The sequence below is a fragment of the Nocardia alni genome (assembly GCF_019038435.1).
GTDB lineage: Bacteria > Actinomycetota > Actinomycetes > Mycobacteriales > Mycobacteriaceae > Nocardia > Nocardia alni.
Genome location: NZ_JAGPOX010000024.1, coordinates 46786 through 61465, shown reverse-complemented (window position 1 = coordinate 61465; position 14680 = coordinate 46786). Strand labels below are relative to the sequence as shown.

Sequence of the window (14680 nt, the reverse complement as noted above, 5' to 3'; positions counted from 1 at the left end):
GCAGAAAAATGAGGTGCCGCGGCGTATCTGCCACAAGTTGAGCTGCGAGGAACAGGCTATACCCGCTCGTGAAAGAGCCTGCCGCCGAGAGGATTGCTGGGGCGGTGATGCGCCGGGTGGTGAAGCTCGCTCGCCAGCCCTATAAGGATGTCACATCGTCACGTCGAGCCGATACCGACCACCCTCCCCAACACGGACACACCAACCCTCTTTCGTGACAACAGATACCGCCGATAGGCGACACCATTCGCGCATATACAGCCGACGACGACCAACGCGACGCAACAACCAGATAACTATCAAACATGCTGTCCAGCAACGTATCCAATCGTCGTCGCACCAGAACTGGGGACTGTGACTCGCGACGAAGACAGTGTCGGCTGCTACGCAATTGATCGCGTGAACTGTTCGTCGAGGAAGTCCCACAACTCGTGTTCGCGGTCGGCGTCGTAGGACTCGTCGGACGACGGCACCATCCGGGTCCGGTCGATGTAGGCGCCCGAGGGCGCCGGCGTGCGGCCGAGGATCGCGTCCGCCAGTTTGCGACCGGCGGCGGGCGCCCGGTCGACGATCGGGGTGATCGCGAGAGCGGGCAGGAGCCACCGGTTCACGAAGCGGTCGCGCGCGCTTGCCGCCCGGGCCAGCCCGGTGCCGGGCACGAGCGACGGGTTGTAGGAGACGATGTCCTGGCCGTCGGGGAGTCGGCGCGCCCACTCGTGCACCAGGTAGATCGCCGCGAGTTTGCTTGTGGAGTACGCCGTCCGGCCGGCGGCGACCGTGGCCGGGTTCTCGAAGGCGCCCGGCCGCGACAATGTCGAGGGGGCCGCCCACCGCGGCGCCGGGACCATCCCGCCGGTGTGCCGAAAATCCCCGAAGTGGGTGTCGCTCACGGTGATCACGATCCGCGACGGCGCCCGGAGGTGCGATTCGAGCCCCCGCAGCAGCAGATGGTTCGCGAGGACGTTGACGGCGAAGGTCGTCTCGAACCCGTCGGTCGTCTCGTGCAGGGCGTCCACGAACTGCAGGCCCGCGTTCGCGGCGATGCCGCGCAGCGGTGGTAACGCGCCGTCCTCGAGTGCTCGGGTGATCTCGGCGGTGGCCGCTCGGATGCTGCCGATGCTTGCCAGATCCGCGTCGAGGATCGTGGTGCGCTGCTCGAATTCGGCCAGGGCCTCGGTGAATTCGGTCCTTCCGTGGGCCCTGACGAGTGCGACCACGTGCAGGTCGGGGTCGGTGCGCAGGATCTCCTCGATCGCGACTCGTCCGATGCCCCTGGTCGCACCGGTCATTACCAGCGTGTACATGGTCTCTCCCTCTCGGTCGTGGGCCACCGCTCGACCCGATTTCAGTTGACACCGTCACCTCAATTTATACGAGTATTTAGTGGACATTGTCAACTGATATCTTTGCCTGGTGACGATACGAGCCGAGAGCGCGGCGCACACCCGGCAGGACCTGCTCGACGCGGCGTCGGACCTGCTCGACCTCGGCGGTCCCGGCGCCGTCACGCTCCGCGAGGTGGGACGTCGCGCAGGCGTTTCCCGGACCGCGCCGTATCGGCATTTCGCCGACAAGGAGACGTTGCTGATGGCCCTGGCCGCCGAGGCATGGGACGGCGTCGCGGAAGCCCTGGACGTCATCGCCGCCGACGACCGGTTGTCCGCCGAATCGGCGCTGCGCACCGCACTCGAGGCGCTGTCCGATCTCGGTCGCGCCCGGCCGCACCTGTACCGGTTGATGTTCGCGCAGCCAGCCGGAACGGCGCACGCAGCCGCCACCGAGGCGGCATCGCGGGCACAGGACGTTTTCCTTACGCTGGTGGCCCGATCCGTCGGCTCGGCCAACGCCCAGCCCACCGCCGGCGTGCTCATGGCGGCGGCCCACGGCCTCACCGATCTCGATATCAGCGGCCACCTGCCCACCGAGAAGTGGCACGCCGACCGCCATCAACTCATCGACCTGCTCATCCGGATGATGTCGGCCCATCGGCAGCCGTAGTGCCGTCGAACCGGGAAGGTCTCAACCAACGCTACCCGCCGACAATATTCCGGCCGTGAAGTACGGGGAGTTTACTCGACCACGTCCTTGTACTCCTCCCGCCCCAGGGTGAGAAGTTCGCTGAAGCTGTCACAGGGATCGGAGAGCTGGCCGTACTTCACTGCGAGGAGGTACGCGCGGTACTCGCCGTCCTCCAGGACGTCGCTGGTGTCCAACAGCAGCACGTCCTCACCCCGGGCAATGACGAGGCCGAATCTGAAGACGTCGTCGCTCCCGTCGCTGCCCTCCTCGAGCCATTCCTCCCCGAAACACTTGGTGAACCATTCGATTTCGGCGCAGGGGTGCAGTGAATCGATCCACCCCGCGACGCGCCACCAGCCGTTGCTGGTACGGAGGAAGGCCCGCAGGCTCGGCGGCAGGGGCACCCCGAGACGCTCCTCGGTCGCCGCGATCAGCTGCTCGTCGGCCGGCTCGTACCCCAGCCAGCGGCTGCTGACCTGCTGCTCCGACAGGCCCGAGCGTATGAGCTGGAACCGGGGGTCGAGCAGGTCCGCGAGCTCCTCCTCGTCCATGGAGTCCAGAGCCCAGTCGCTGTACTCGGTCAGATAGGCGCGCCACTCTTCCGGCGTTCCGGGGCACGGGGCGGGCGGCACGCTGCTGCTCTGACCGTCGTCTGTCATGGAATTGACTGCCTTTCTCATTCTTGCGGGCTCATACGGCAGCTTCCATCGCCGCCTTGACACCAGGATGCCGAACCCCCACGGGCCGTGGCTTTCCCGACTCCACCGGGTCGGCCCCTCCTCCCATCGGCTCCCCGCAGTCAGTCAAGCACGGACAGGCTTCTGTTTCGCCGCCAGCGCGGCGCGAGCGGCGGCGAGCTGGTCGGCGCCGAGTTTACGGGGCAGGCCTGGAAGCCGACGATCCGGACAAGGCCGGAAGACCCACGCGCTTTCACATACGGTAATTGTTGTGCGCCAGTCAGTCTCAGTCACCGACTTGTACCCGCCGAGGAGTATGGGCCGCGTGAGGGCCGACCACGGCGCTTGAATGCCGGTGTCGAGCCGGGCGTACCCAGGCCGAGGCGGAGTTCCCAACCGCTGGCGGCCCTCGACATGCGGGGTTTGCTCGCGGTGTGAATGCGCGATCCGAAACTGTTCCTGCTCCGAATACTCCTGTGCTGCTTGGAGGTTGATCTTCACCCTACCGGGCACCGATGGTGCGCTGCCATGCCGCGAGCCGAGCGTTCAACTGAGTCAGAACCACTGGCCGACAAGTGATCTCGTCGGCAATCGCTCATGCCGATTGCGGTGTAATCGGCCCGGCATGTTGCGCGCCGACCGGATCGGCGGTCTCGGTCAGCGCCGTAGGCGTCTGCGGATTCTGTTCGGGTCGGGCGACGTTTCGAGGGACATCGGTCATACACTCGGCCGCCGCGTAATGATCAGTGTCTATGGCCGTCGGCAAGCTCAGTGCGCAGGGCGGCGATTTGCGCGGTGAGTTCCGCTACCTGGGTCCGGGGGCCGATTGATTTGCTCCGTCGTCTTCTGCGACGTCGAGTCGGGGAATCGCGTCGCGAACTTCGACGAGTCGGGGCGAGCGAGTCGGCTGTTCGCCGGACATGACCTCCGGGTGTGCGCTCTGCGAGTATCAGTTGTCGATGTGGTCGGGGAACATGTTATGACCGGTCCCTTGCTCCACGACGCGGCCCAGGAGGTCGTGTAGTGTCTGCTGCTCGGCAGTGGTGAGCACACCGAAGACGTCGTGATGCGCGGCGATGGCGTCTCCGACCACGGCAGCGGCTACCTCGTGGCCGTGGTCGGTCAGGAATGTCTGAAGAATCCGTCCGTGGGTGGGGTCGGGTTTCCGCTCCACCAATCCGCGTTTTTCCAGGATCTTCAGTGCGAGTTGTACCGCCTGCGGGGTGATCAGCAATTGACGGGACAGCTCAGCGCCCGACAAGCCGGGGCGACTGGTCAGCTGCCGCATGAGTCCGACCTGAGCGAGGGTTACCCCACCTCCACGGTCGGCGACACCTTCGTTGACCGTGCGTAGGGCTAGATGAAACGCCTGCTTGAGCAGCCACAACATGTTTTCGGTCAGTTCCATGGGTCTGTACATTCCGGCGCTCCGGAAAGGCTACGCCCGCACCGGACGGAGTCCATCGCATAAGCAGCGCCCTATGATCGATTCCGGTGCCGCGCAGGGGTTTCGAGGCTGAACCGGGGGAAGTTGTGTTCTCCGGACACGCTGGCACAGTAGGCCCGGGCATTGCGCTGACGAGTTGCACGACCGCGCGCACGATACATGTGCACCTTGTGAAGATCTCCGCAGTTCCCGCCACCCCCAGGTGGAAGGGCTCGGATCCGGTTGCGGATAGTCGGAGCTCACCAACGGATTCCGATCGGGAATGTTGTTCCGATGCAAGAGGGGCTTCGGTTTCGACGCGGCGAAACCAAGTCCCTGTTGCCGAGAGCGCACAACCGGTGAACGTGTGCGCGCCGGCGTCACTACCGTCGTGCGACCATCAGCGTATCTGTTCGCTGCCGAGCACTGTGGTGCGCAGCATTTCGCGGTCCGAATTCGACGCGTAGGGGGTGGCTCGGTGCATGAGGCCGTGGTTGTCCCAGATGACCGTGTCGCCGACGCTCCACTCGTGCCGGTAGATGACCGATGGATCGGTGGCCCGGATGATCAGGTCGTCCAGTACGGCGCGGCCTTCGTCGATGTCCATGCCGACGATGTGGTCGGCGTGGGCGCCCATGACCAGCGACTTGCGGCCGGTGGCGTGTGTCCACACCAGTGGATGTTCTTTGCTGGGGCGGGCACGCCATTTGGCGAGCTGCTCCGGTGTGGGATCCGGGTAGGTCTTGCTCTGTGATGCTTCCAGCGTGTGCAGCACTCGCAGCGAGTCGACATGCTTGCGCTCAGCTTCGCTGAGCGCGTCGTAGGCGGCGTAGGTGCTGGCGAATTCGGTCTCGCCGCCCGTCTCGGCCACCGCGATGGCGCTGAGCATGGTCGCTTTCTGCGGAGCCTCGTCGTGCAGTGGCGTGCAGCCGTCCATGTGCCACTGGAACGTACCCTTCATGAGGTGCGCATTCGGCCGCTTCGCGTTGTCCAGGGTGATCCGGTAGATTCCGCGGACCTCGTGGTGTCCCTCCTCGTAGTCGACCTCGCCGAGTCGGGTGCAGAACTCGACCTGGTCGACCGGGTTGATGCGTAGTTCACGGAACACCAGGACGCCGTAGTCCTCCAGGGCAGCGAGGACGGCTTCGGCGACTTGGTCGTCGCGTAGATCATCAGTCGTGAGGCCGATTATCTCGGCGCCCACGGCGTCGGTCAGTCGTTTGGTGTTCAAGGTGGTGGTCATGCTCGGATCCTCTTTCCGGTGATTGCTGCGCCGCCAGCGCGGCCGTGGTCAGATGGCCGGTTCCACGATGCGGTCGAAATGCGCGTTTCCGGAGTCGGGAGTCCTGGGCTGGCCGTAGGCCTCGACGGGCAACGACACGGTGATCACCGAATAGACGAGCCGCAGCAGGTTGAGTTGCTGCCCGTCCAGTGCATCGAGGTCGAATTCGTCGAGATATCGCATCGCATCCTTGATACGAGGGAATGCCGCATCGTAGAAAGCGTGCATCTCCTCCATGGTGCTGCCGATGCGGGTAGCGAAACGCTGTTTCTCGGTCTCGAGGCACCACGTCGCCGCGAAGGGCTCGAGCTCGGAGAATTCTTCGGGCAGCATCGGTGTGCTCATGCGATACCTCCGGTCCGCGCCCGCTCACCGCGGTAGAGATCGACCCATTCGGCGATGGTCGAATGGAAATGACGCACCGTGACCTCTTGGTCGGACAGCGGGAACGACGAGACGACGCCGGATTCGAGGCCACGCTGGGTGCCGTCCAGTGTCGCGGCGTCCTGCAATGCGGCGTCCTTCGACACTGTCGCGGTGACCTCGTGCTGAATGCGCTCCGACACCGTACGTGCGGCGGGGAAATAGTAGTTCATCTCCCATACGTGCGTGTTCACGCTGGTCGGCCAGTAATTGTAGGTCAGGTACCAGCCACGGTCGTACACCAGAATCACGAAGTTCGGGAAGATCTGGAAGTTCGTGATCGACCAGGGGTCGATGCCGCCGGGGTTTCGACCGGGGGGCAGATTCTCCGGCTGCAGTTCCGGGTGGTCGGGACGGTGCCACGGCCCCATCAGCCCGGCCTCGGTGACCTGCTCGATCGGGTACATCTGATCCAATGGCGTCAAATGCCTCGGCACCCCCTTGAAGCCACCGGTGGACACCGCGCGATGTGGCCCCGAGGTGGTCACGTAGGGCAGTTTGAATGCCGTCTCGTACGATCGCAACGACGACACCTGCTGCTGCGAATGCAGGACCGGCGCATGGTAGTACTCCTGGAAAGCGTCGAGAAACAGCTTCCAGTTGCTGTTGATGTTCGCCTTGAAACCGTAGCGCTCCGTCATCAGGCCGAACGGGTAACCTTCGAGGCCCTTCATCATCGGTCCGAGGAAATCCGACAATGTCTGGCTCGGCGTCTCGGCGAGATTGACGAAGATGAAACCTTCCCACACCTCGCAGTGCACCGGAACCAGACCCAAGCTAGATTTGTCCATATCGAAGAATTCGTCCTCCTGGAGAACGAAATTCAACTGTCCGTCGAGACCGTAGCGCCAGCCGTGATACTTGCACATGAACTGGCGGCAGAATCCGGCGCTGTCGTCCTGCGGGGTGTGGTCCCACAGAATCTTGTTACCGCGATGGCGGCACACGTTGTGGAAGGCGCGCACGATACCGTCGGTACCGCGTACCACGATGATCGAGGTCTTCGCGACCTCGATTTCCTTGGTGATGTAACTGCCCTTCCGGGGCAGTTGCTCGACGCGGCCGACATTGAGCCAGGCGCGCTTGAAGACGGCTTCACGCTCCAGTTCATAGAACTGCGGACTGATTGAGTCCTCGTAGTTGACATACCCAGTGCTGAGTCCGGCTTTCTCGGTCCAGCTGGGGGGCTTGACCCCGACGGTCACGGCAGTCCTCCTCGGATTCGGTGGGTCGCTCGCCCACCTTGCCTGTCGACGTGGAGTGCCTGGCGGCTTCGCGCCTCACCGCAGCGGTCTGCGGCCCGAGCCGTGACTGCTGCACGCTTCGAGGCAGCGCTCATCAGCGGGTTGGAGAATCAATCCGCTTGCCCGCCACCGTGATCGGCATGAAGCGTGACGGTGGACCGTCCACGTCGGGTCCAACGAGCCGACTGTATCCGTTGCCGCGGCAGAATATCAAGTACTTTCTATTCGGCGCTTGGCGCCCGACCGTCCACACGGACGGCCACGGCCTCCAGGTGCGCCGTTGATGTTGGCGCGCACCGCGATCGGCCCGGGTTCGGCACCCGCGCCGCCGCCGCGCCCTGGTGGAGCAGGCGCTTCTCAGCGGGAGTCGAGCCCATTAGTATCAACTACTTGTGATCTGTGACGCAGGAGGCTAGCGTGATGTTCTGCACGGCCTGGCCGGCACTTCGCGGATACGAAGTGCCGCAGCCGGTCCGGGACGCCCGGACCATGTGATCGCAGTGGCGTGCGGTCGTGCATCTGTGTGGGTGCTCAATTCGACTGGAGTGAATATGCCTCGCTATCCGAAGCCCTCGGAGGGTAGTTGGACCCAGCACTATCCCGAGCTGGGAACCGATCCGGTATCCTACGAGGATTCGATCTCGCCCGAGATCTACGAACTGGAGCGCGAGGCCATATTCAAGCGTGCCTGGCTCAATGTCGGGCGGGTGGAGCAGCTTTCGAATACCGGCAGCTATTTTACGAAAGAGCTCGCGATCGCCCGCACGTCGGTCCTCGTCGTGCGCAATCGTCAGGGGCAGGTCAACGCTTTTCACAATCTGTGCCGTCATCGCGGAAACAAACTCGTGTGGAACGACTTCCCGAAGGAAGAGACGGCGGGGACGTGCCGTCAGTTCACCTGCAAATATCACGGCTGGCGATACGATCTGGACGGTGATCTGAAGTTCGTTCAGCAAGAAGGTGAGTTCTTCGACGTCGACAAGGACCGGTACGGGCTGGCGCCGGTGCACTGCGAGGTCTGGGCCGGGTTCATCTTCGTCAATCTCGCGAAGGTGCCCGAGCAGTCGTTGTTGGAGTTCCTCGGCCCGATGATCACCGATATGGAAGGTTATCCGTTCGACCAGATGACCTCGCGGTGGCATTTCAGGTCTCCGGTGAAGGCGAACTGGAAGCTCTACATGGATGCTTTTCAGGAGTTCTACCACGCGCCGGTGCTGCATGCGAACCAGTCGCCCGCGGCGTACTCGAAAGCTGCGGCCGAGGCGGGTTTCGAGGCTCCGCACTACCGGCTCGAAGGTCCGCACCGGCTGGTCAGCACCTCTGGGGTGCGCGCCTGGGAGATGGCTGACGAGATGCGCAAACCGATCGAGGACATCTGCCGCAGCGGGTTGTTCGGCCAGTGGGACGCCCCGGGCATCGGTGAACTTCCGAAGGGCGTGAATCCGGCCAAATGCGATCCGTGGGGGCTGGATTCGTTCCAGCTGTTCCCCAATTTCACGATCCTGATCTGGTCGCAGGGCTGGTATCTGACCTACCACTACTGGCCGACATCATACGACTCGCACATTTTCGAGGGAAACCTCTATATGCCGCAGCCGCGGACGCCGCGGGAGCGGGTTGCGCAGGAATTGACGGCCGTATCCTTCAAAGAGTTCGGCCTGCAGGACGCCAATACGCTGGAGGCGACCCAGTCGATGCTCGAATCGCGCGCGGTGGACACCTATCTGCTCAACGATCAGGAAATTCTGGTGCGCCACCTCCACAAAGAGACCGCCGCCTGGATCGATTCCTATCAGCGGCGCAAGGTAGAAGTATGAGAGAAATGAGTGCGATGCTGCCTCCGGAATTCTCCGATCTCGAACGGTTCAGCGATTGGTGCCTGCCCACCCAATCGGAACGGTATGCCAAACGGCTGGCGAGTTCGATGAGCGAAATGCAGGCCTTCTATGACGCGATCACCCCGCGCGCCGAAGAATTACTTTCGAGTGTGGACAAGTACATCCTCGATGAGCTGCCCGAGGACTATCTGAATCTCATGTATCTGTTGTATTCGATGATTCAGGTGTCGTTCCCGGTCGAATGCTGGGGACAGCCGCGCGTTCCCGACACCGGTGCCACGGCTATCGACTGCGTGCTGGAGCCGGTGCCGTGACGGGCACGACAGTCCTGCGGGCCGCTCGGTGGATCGACGTCGAGGCCGGCGAGGTCCGTTCGCCGGCGCTCATCGTCGTCGAAGGCAATCGGATCACCGCGATCGATCCTGACTATCCGGTCGATGCGGCCACGGTGATCGACCTGGGTGACGTCACGCTGCTGCCGGGCCTGATGGACATGGAACTCAATCTGCTCATCGGCGGCCCGGGAGGTCCGGAGGGGTTGCCGCTGCCGATGCACGGCGTCCAGGACGATCCGGCCTATCGCACGCTGCGGGGTGCGGTGAACGCACGGACCACCCTGGAAGCCGGTTTCACCTCGGTGCGCAACCTCGGGCTGATGGTGAAGACCGGCGGCTACCTGCTCGATGTCGCATTGCAGCGGTCGATCGACCAGGGGTGGCACGTCGGGCCGCGCATCGTCAGCGCGGGACACGCGGTGACGCCCTACGGTGGTCATCTCGATCCGACGGTGTTCCAGCGTCTGGCGCCGGGCATCATGCCGCTGAGTGTCGCCGAGGGCATCGCCAACGGCGTGTCCGATGTCCGCGCTTGCGTGCGGTACCAGATCCGCCACGGTGCGAAGGTGATCAAGGTGTCGGCGTCCGGCGGCGTGATGTCGCACAGCACATCTCCCGGTTCACAGCAGTTCTCCGACGAGGAGCTGGTGGCGATCGCCGACGAGGCGCATCGTGCCGGTATCCGCGTGGCGGCTCATGCGGTGGGTGACATCGCGGTGCGCGCCTGTATCCGGGCAGGTATCGACTGTATCGAGCACGGGTTCCTGGCCAGCGACGACACGATCCAGATGATGGTCGACCACGACACCTTCCTGGTGTCGACCACCTATCTGACACAGGCGATGGCTGTCGACCGGGTGGCTCCCGAGCTGCGGAAGAAGGCCAACGAGGTATTCCCGCGGGCCCAGGCGATGCTGCCGAAGGCGATCGCCGCCGGTGTGCGCATCGCGTGTGGCACCGACGCACCGGCCATCCCGCACGGTCAGAACGCCAAGGAACTGGGCGCGCTGGTGGAACGGGGGATGACCCCGTTGCAGGCCATCCGTGCCGCGACGATCACCAGCGCCGAGCTGATCGAGGTCGAGGACGAACTCGGGCGGCTCGCGCCCGGATACCTCGCCGACATCATCGCGGTGCCGGGCGACCCCTCGACCGATATCGCCGCACTGCTGGACGTCTCGTTCGTCATGAAGGACGGCCAGATCTACAAACAGCCCTGAGCCGGGGCCGGGACGGTGAGAATTCACGCGGGCGACTACCGTCCGGTGCGGCCGGGGATCGCTCCCGGCCGCACCTGCTTCACGCGCTGGGCAGAGCCGAGATCGACTTGACCTCGGTGTAGGAATTCAGGCCCTCGGGACCGAGTTCCCGACCGTACCCACTGGCTTTCATGCCGCCGAACGGAGCGAACGGATCCATGTCGTAACCCTGGTTGATGCCCACGGTTCCGGCCCGGATCCGGCCGGCGACAGCGGTCGCGTGGTCGCGATCGCCGCTCCAGACCGCCGCGGCCAGGCCGTAATCGGAATCGTTGGCGATCGCGATCGCCTGGTCCTCGGTGTCATAGGTCAAGGCCGTGAGCACGGGACCGAATATTTCCTCGCGGGCGATGCGCATCTGGTTGTCGGCCCGGGTGAACAGAGTGGGGCGGACGTACCAGCCCTGCTCCAGGCCCGCGGGTGCGCCGCTACCGCCGACCACCGCGCGGGCGCCTTCGGCGATGCCGAGATCGAGGTACTCCAGGACGCGGTGCTGTTGCCGCTGCGAGACCAGCGGCCCGACGCGGGTATCCGGGTCGTTCGGGTCGCCGATACGCAACGCCCGCATCCGTTCGGCCAGCGCCTCGACGAACTCGTCCGCACGGGTGGAGGGCAGCACGAGGCGGGTGAGTGCGTTGCAGATCTGCCCGCTGTTGCTCAGGCTGGCCGACACGATCCCCGTGGCGAATGCCTCGGGGTCGGCGTCGTCGAGGGCGATCGCCGCGGACTTGCCGCCGAGTTCGAGATCGACCCGGGTGAGGTTGACCGCGCAGGCTGCGGCGACCGATTTCCCGGCCGCGGTGGAACCGGTGAACGACACCTTGTCCACACCGGGATGCTGGGCGAGGTACGCGCCGGTGACGGCATCGCCGGGCAGGACACTCACGACGCCCTCCGGCAGTCCGGCGCGGTCGATGATGTCGGCCAGCAGCAGGGCATCCAGCGGAGTTTCCGGCGCGGCCTTGAGGATGACGCAACACCCTGCCAGAAGGGCGGGAATCAGCTTGGTGATGCTCAGGAACTGTGGCATGTTCCACGGCACGATCGCGGCGACGACACCGACGGGCTCACGGCGGATGTCGATGTCGTGACCGTACCGGCCCGGCCGATACTGTTGCCAGGCATGGCTTTCCGCGAGCTGACAGTAGGCATCGATCATCACGCTCGGGAGCCCGACATGGGCACGCTGCGCGAAAGAGGTGGGCGCGCCCATCTCCTCGGTGATCAGTGCCGCCATCTCGGTACGGCTGTCGGCGTAGTGCTGTGCCAGCAGCCGGACGGCCTCGATACGGTGCGCCGGCTCCAGCCGCGGCCAGGGGCCCTCGTCGAACGCCGCGCGGGCACTGCGCACGGCAGCATCCACATCCGCCGGAGCCGCCGCCGGGACCTGGCCGACGACCTTCTCCGTGTGCGGTGAGACGACGTCGATCGTGGCCGAGGTCGCCGGCGGGATCCAGGCTCCACCGACGAACAATGCGTCGGATCGATACATACAAACTCCTCGGTTGATCCAGCCGGGCAAGAATATCAAATACTTGCGATTATTGGTGAGGTCCGGCGCCGGCCCTCGCCACCGGCGCGTGTCCGACTCGGTGGCGGCTCGAAGCTCCTCACATCGTGCGATAACGTCGAGACGTGGCCGGACCGACCAGCCACCCCGATCGCCGCACCCGCGCTCGGCAGGGAGGTACGCATGGAAATCACCGACAACATTCTGTGGCTGCTCAAGCAGGCGTTCCACTTCACCTTGCGTACCCTCAACGAGAGCATCGCCGAGCACGGCATCACCACCGCTCAACTCGGGCTCATGCGTCAGCTGACCGACGATCCGGGACTGTCGGGCGCCGAACTGTCCCGACGGCTGCTGATCACACCTCAGGGCATCCAGTCCGCGGTGGCGGTCCTCGAACGCCGCGGTCTGGTGCAGCGCAAACCCGATCCTCAGCACGGCCGGATCATCCAGTCGTATCTCACCGACGAGGGCCGCCGGGTGACCTTGGCGGTTTTCGCCGACGCTGTCGCCGCCACCGAGGAGGTCTTCGGCGTACTCACTCCCGCCGAACAGCGCACTCTGCACGACTTGCTCAGTCGGGTGGTCGAACAGGGAACCCGTAACAAGCTGCTCGGCAGCGACTGACCTCCGGTTCCGCTGCGTCGCTGAGACGCGCAGGCCCCCAACATATTTCACGCTTCTCTCGTCGAATATCAAGTACTTGCCTTGATGTCAGGTACTTGATACTCTTGGCCGGAACACGACGAGCAGGAGCGATATGAGCGACTCGGCCGTGATCGCAGGCACCGACGGATTCACTCCACTACGGGTGGAGGAGGTCGTGCCGGAGACTCACGACACCATCTCCCTGGTCCTGGAAGTCCCTGGATCGCAACGGGACCGATTCCAGTACAACGCCGGACAATATCTCACCGTGCGTGTGACCGTCGCGGACGCAGAGCATCAGCGGTGTTATTCGATGTCGTCCTCCCCGGCGATCAACGACAACCCGCGTATCACCATCAAACGCGAACGCGACGGTCTGGTATCCAATTGGCTGCACGACAACGTCACCGCGGGCGCTGTGCTCGATGTGGCGGCGCCGCAGGGTCGGTTCGTTCTCACCGAGTCGGATCGGCCGCTGGTCGCGTTCGCCGGCGGCAGCGGCATCACCCCGGTGTTCTCGCTACTGCGCACTGCCTTGGTGGGAACGGACCGGAATCTACGGTTGCTCTATGCCAACCGGGACCGGCGGTCGGTGATCTTCGCCCCAGAGCTGGACGAACTCGCCGAGCATCATTCCGGCAGGCTCGCGGTGCACCACCACATCGACCAGGAGAAGGGCATTCTCTCCGCGGCCGCGATCACGGAATTCGCTGCCACCGCAGGAGATGCCGACTACTACATCTGCGGGCCCGCTCCGTTCATGGACGCTGTGGAGACCGTGCTGGGGACCCAGGTTGTCGATCCGGCACGGATTCACCTCGAGCGTTTCCGTTCGGTCGTCCCGGATATCGACGCGGCCGATCCGGTCACGGAGAAGGTGATCGTCGAGATCGGCCGGAAGACGGCCGCCGTCGAGTACCGGGCGGGGTCGACTCTGCTGCAGACCGCACGATCCGCAGGGCTGCAGCCGCCGTCATCGTGCGAAACAGGTTCTTGCGGAACGTGTATCGCTCGGGTGACCGAGGGAAGCGTGCGCCTGCTGAACAACGACGTACTGACCGACGAAGAGCTGGCCGACGGGTACACGCTGACCTGTCAATCGATTCCGCTCGGGCCGACAGTACGGGTCATCTACGAATAGTCGTCACAGTCGACGGCGGAAAAGGACAACAGACCATGACCCGAGTAGCAGTGGTCACCGGAGGAGCGTCGGGTATCGGCGCGGCGACCTGCCTGGAACTGGGCCGTCGCGGCCACAACGTCGCGGTGCTCGATCTCGATGGTGCACGCGCACAGCGAGTAGCCGAGGAGGTGCGGCTCCTGGGAGTGCAGGCCGTGGCGGTCGGTGTCGACGTCACCGACCGGCCCGCCGTCGAGGAAGCGTTCGCGAAGACACGCAGCGAGCTTGGGCCGGTGGGAATCCTGGTCACCAGCGCCGGGCAGGTCGGATTCGACACCTTCACCGAGATCTCCTGGGAGTCGTGGCAGCGGCTGATCGACGTGAACCTCAATGGCACCTTCCACTGCTGCCAGGTCGCGATCCCCGACATGGTCGAGGCCGGTTGGGGGCGGATCGTCACCATTTCCTCCTCCAGCGCGCAACGGGGCTCACCGAGGATGGTGCACTACGCCGCGGCCAAGGGCGCGGTCATCACCCTCACGAAATCCCTGGCCCGGGAGTACGCGACGGCCGGAATCACCGCCAACAGCATTCCGCCATCGGGCATCGAGACCGAGATGCAGCACCAGTCCCAGGCGGAGGGCCACCTGCCCCCGAACGAGGTCATGGCCGGCTCCATCCCGCTCGGGCACCTCGGTACTCCCGCAGACATCGCTGCCGCGGCCGGATTCCTCGCCTCCGAACAGGCCGGATTCATCACCGGGCAGGTGCTGGGCGTCAACGGCGGCGCCGTGCTCTGACGTCCCGCTCCCGGGACGTCGTCCGCCGCTGCCGGGCCTCCGACAACGAATCCGTCAGGTCGAAAAGGAGCCGTTCAACACTATGAACAACCCCTCCCA

Annotated in this window: 14 protein-coding genes; 7 read left to right on the top strand and 7 right to left on the bottom strand. The window is 64.6% G+C overall.

Features of this window, described 5'->3' with window-relative positions; translation table 11 throughout:
• Nucleotides 1-383 precede the first annotated feature (383 nt).
• Nucleotides 384-1304 (bottom strand): SDR family NAD(P)-dependent oxidoreductase, encoded by a 921-nt coding sequence (locus tag JZ791_RS12315; protein ID WP_216894384.1) that lies wholly within the window; start codon nucleotides 1302-1304, stop codon nucleotides 384-386.
• 109 nt (nucleotides 1305-1413) lie between these two features.
• Here JZ791_RS12315 and JZ791_RS12310 point away from each other — a divergent pair, with 109 nt between their 5' ends.
• Complete coding sequence (locus tag JZ791_RS12310) at nucleotides 1414-1998, top strand: TetR/AcrR family transcriptional regulator (RefSeq protein WP_216894383.1); 585 nt, start codon at nucleotides 1414-1416, stop codon at nucleotides 1996-1998.
• A gap of 71 nt (nucleotides 1999-2069) precedes the next feature.
• On the opposite strand, the gene JZ791_RS12305 is transcribed toward JZ791_RS12310, so the two are convergent.
• The 5 genes from JZ791_RS12305 to JZ791_RS12285 form a co-directional block, all read right to left on the bottom strand.
• The gene (locus tag JZ791_RS12305; protein ID WP_216894382.1) at nucleotides 2070-2678 is read right to left on the bottom strand and encodes an SMI1/KNR4 family protein; all 609 of its coding nucleotides are present in this window, start codon (nucleotides 2676-2678) and stop codon (nucleotides 2070-2072) included.
• Nucleotides 2679-3645: 967 nt separating this feature from the next.
• Entirely contained in the window at nucleotides 3646-4104 is a 459-nt protein-coding gene (locus JZ791_RS12300) for a MarR family winged helix-turn-helix transcriptional regulator (protein WP_216894381.1), read from the bottom strand.
• A gap of 418 nt (nucleotides 4105-4522) precedes the next feature.
• Nucleotides 4523-5365 (bottom strand): TauD/TfdA dioxygenase family protein, encoded by an 843-nt coding sequence (locus tag JZ791_RS12295; protein ID WP_216894380.1) that lies wholly within the window; start codon nucleotides 5363-5365, stop codon nucleotides 4523-4525.
• Nucleotides 5366-5413: 48 nt separating this feature from the next.
• Nucleotides 5414-5749 carry a hypothetical protein gene (locus JZ791_RS12290; RefSeq protein WP_216894379.1) on the bottom strand — a complete coding sequence of 112 codons (336 nt, stop codon included), beginning with the start codon at nucleotides 5747-5749 and terminating at the stop codon, nucleotides 5414-5416.
• Nucleotides 5746-7032 carry an aromatic ring-hydroxylating oxygenase subunit alpha gene (locus JZ791_RS12285; protein ID WP_216894378.1) on the bottom strand — a complete coding sequence of 429 codons (1287 nt, stop codon included), beginning with the start codon at nucleotides 7030-7032 and terminating at the stop codon, nucleotides 5746-5748. The genes JZ791_RS12290 and JZ791_RS12285 overlap by 4 nt, the downstream gene beginning before the upstream one ends.
• 590 nt (nucleotides 7033-7622) lie before the next feature.
• Here JZ791_RS12285 and JZ791_RS12280 point away from each other — a divergent pair.
• Genes JZ791_RS12280 through JZ791_RS12270 form a run of 3 tightly spaced genes read left to right on the top strand, consistent with a single transcriptional unit; the run spans nucleotide 7623 to nucleotide 10464 of the window.
• Nucleotides 7623-8888: an aromatic ring-hydroxylating oxygenase subunit alpha gene (locus JZ791_RS12280; RefSeq protein ID WP_216894403.1), complete on the top strand. Its 1266-nt coding sequence runs from the start codon at nucleotides 7623-7625 to the stop codon at nucleotides 8886-8888.
• A gap of 5 nt (nucleotides 8889-8893) precedes the next feature.
• Nucleotides 8894-9223: a hypothetical protein gene (locus JZ791_RS12275; RefSeq protein WP_438804511.1), complete on the top strand. Its 330-nt coding sequence runs from the start codon at nucleotides 8894-8896 to the stop codon at nucleotides 9221-9223.
• A complete protein-coding gene (locus JZ791_RS12270) occupies nucleotides 9220-10464 on the top strand; it encodes a metal-dependent hydrolase family protein (protein WP_308162895.1) in 1245 nt (414 codons plus the stop codon). The genes JZ791_RS12275 and JZ791_RS12270 overlap by 4 nt, the downstream gene beginning before the upstream one ends.
• A gap of 79 nt (nucleotides 10465-10543) precedes the next feature.
• Here JZ791_RS12270 and JZ791_RS12265 read toward each other — a convergent pair whose 3' ends face one another.
• A complete protein-coding gene (locus tag JZ791_RS12265; protein WP_216894375.1) occupies nucleotides 10544-11995 on the bottom strand; it encodes an aldehyde dehydrogenase in 1452 nt (483 codons plus the stop codon).
• Nucleotides 11996-12196: 201 nt separating this feature from the next.
• On the opposite strand from JZ791_RS12265, the gene JZ791_RS12260 reads away from it, so the two are divergent.
• From JZ791_RS12260 to JZ791_RS12250, 3 genes are all read left to right on the top strand, one after another.
• The gene (locus tag JZ791_RS12260; protein ID WP_216894374.1) at nucleotides 12197-12640 is read left to right on the top strand and encodes a MarR family winged helix-turn-helix transcriptional regulator; all 444 of its coding nucleotides are present in this window, start codon (nucleotides 12197-12199) and stop codon (nucleotides 12638-12640) included.
• 133 nt (nucleotides 12641-12773) lie between these two features.
• Complete coding sequence (locus JZ791_RS12255; RefSeq protein WP_216894373.1) at nucleotides 12774-13802, top strand: ferredoxin--NADP reductase; 1029 nt, start codon at nucleotides 12774-12776, stop codon at nucleotides 13800-13802.
• 35 nt (nucleotides 13803-13837) lie between these two features.
• Entirely contained in the window at nucleotides 13838-14581 is a 744-nt protein-coding gene (locus JZ791_RS12250; RefSeq protein WP_216894372.1) for an SDR family NAD(P)-dependent oxidoreductase, read from the top strand.
• Nucleotides 14582-14680 lie beyond the last annotated feature (99 nt).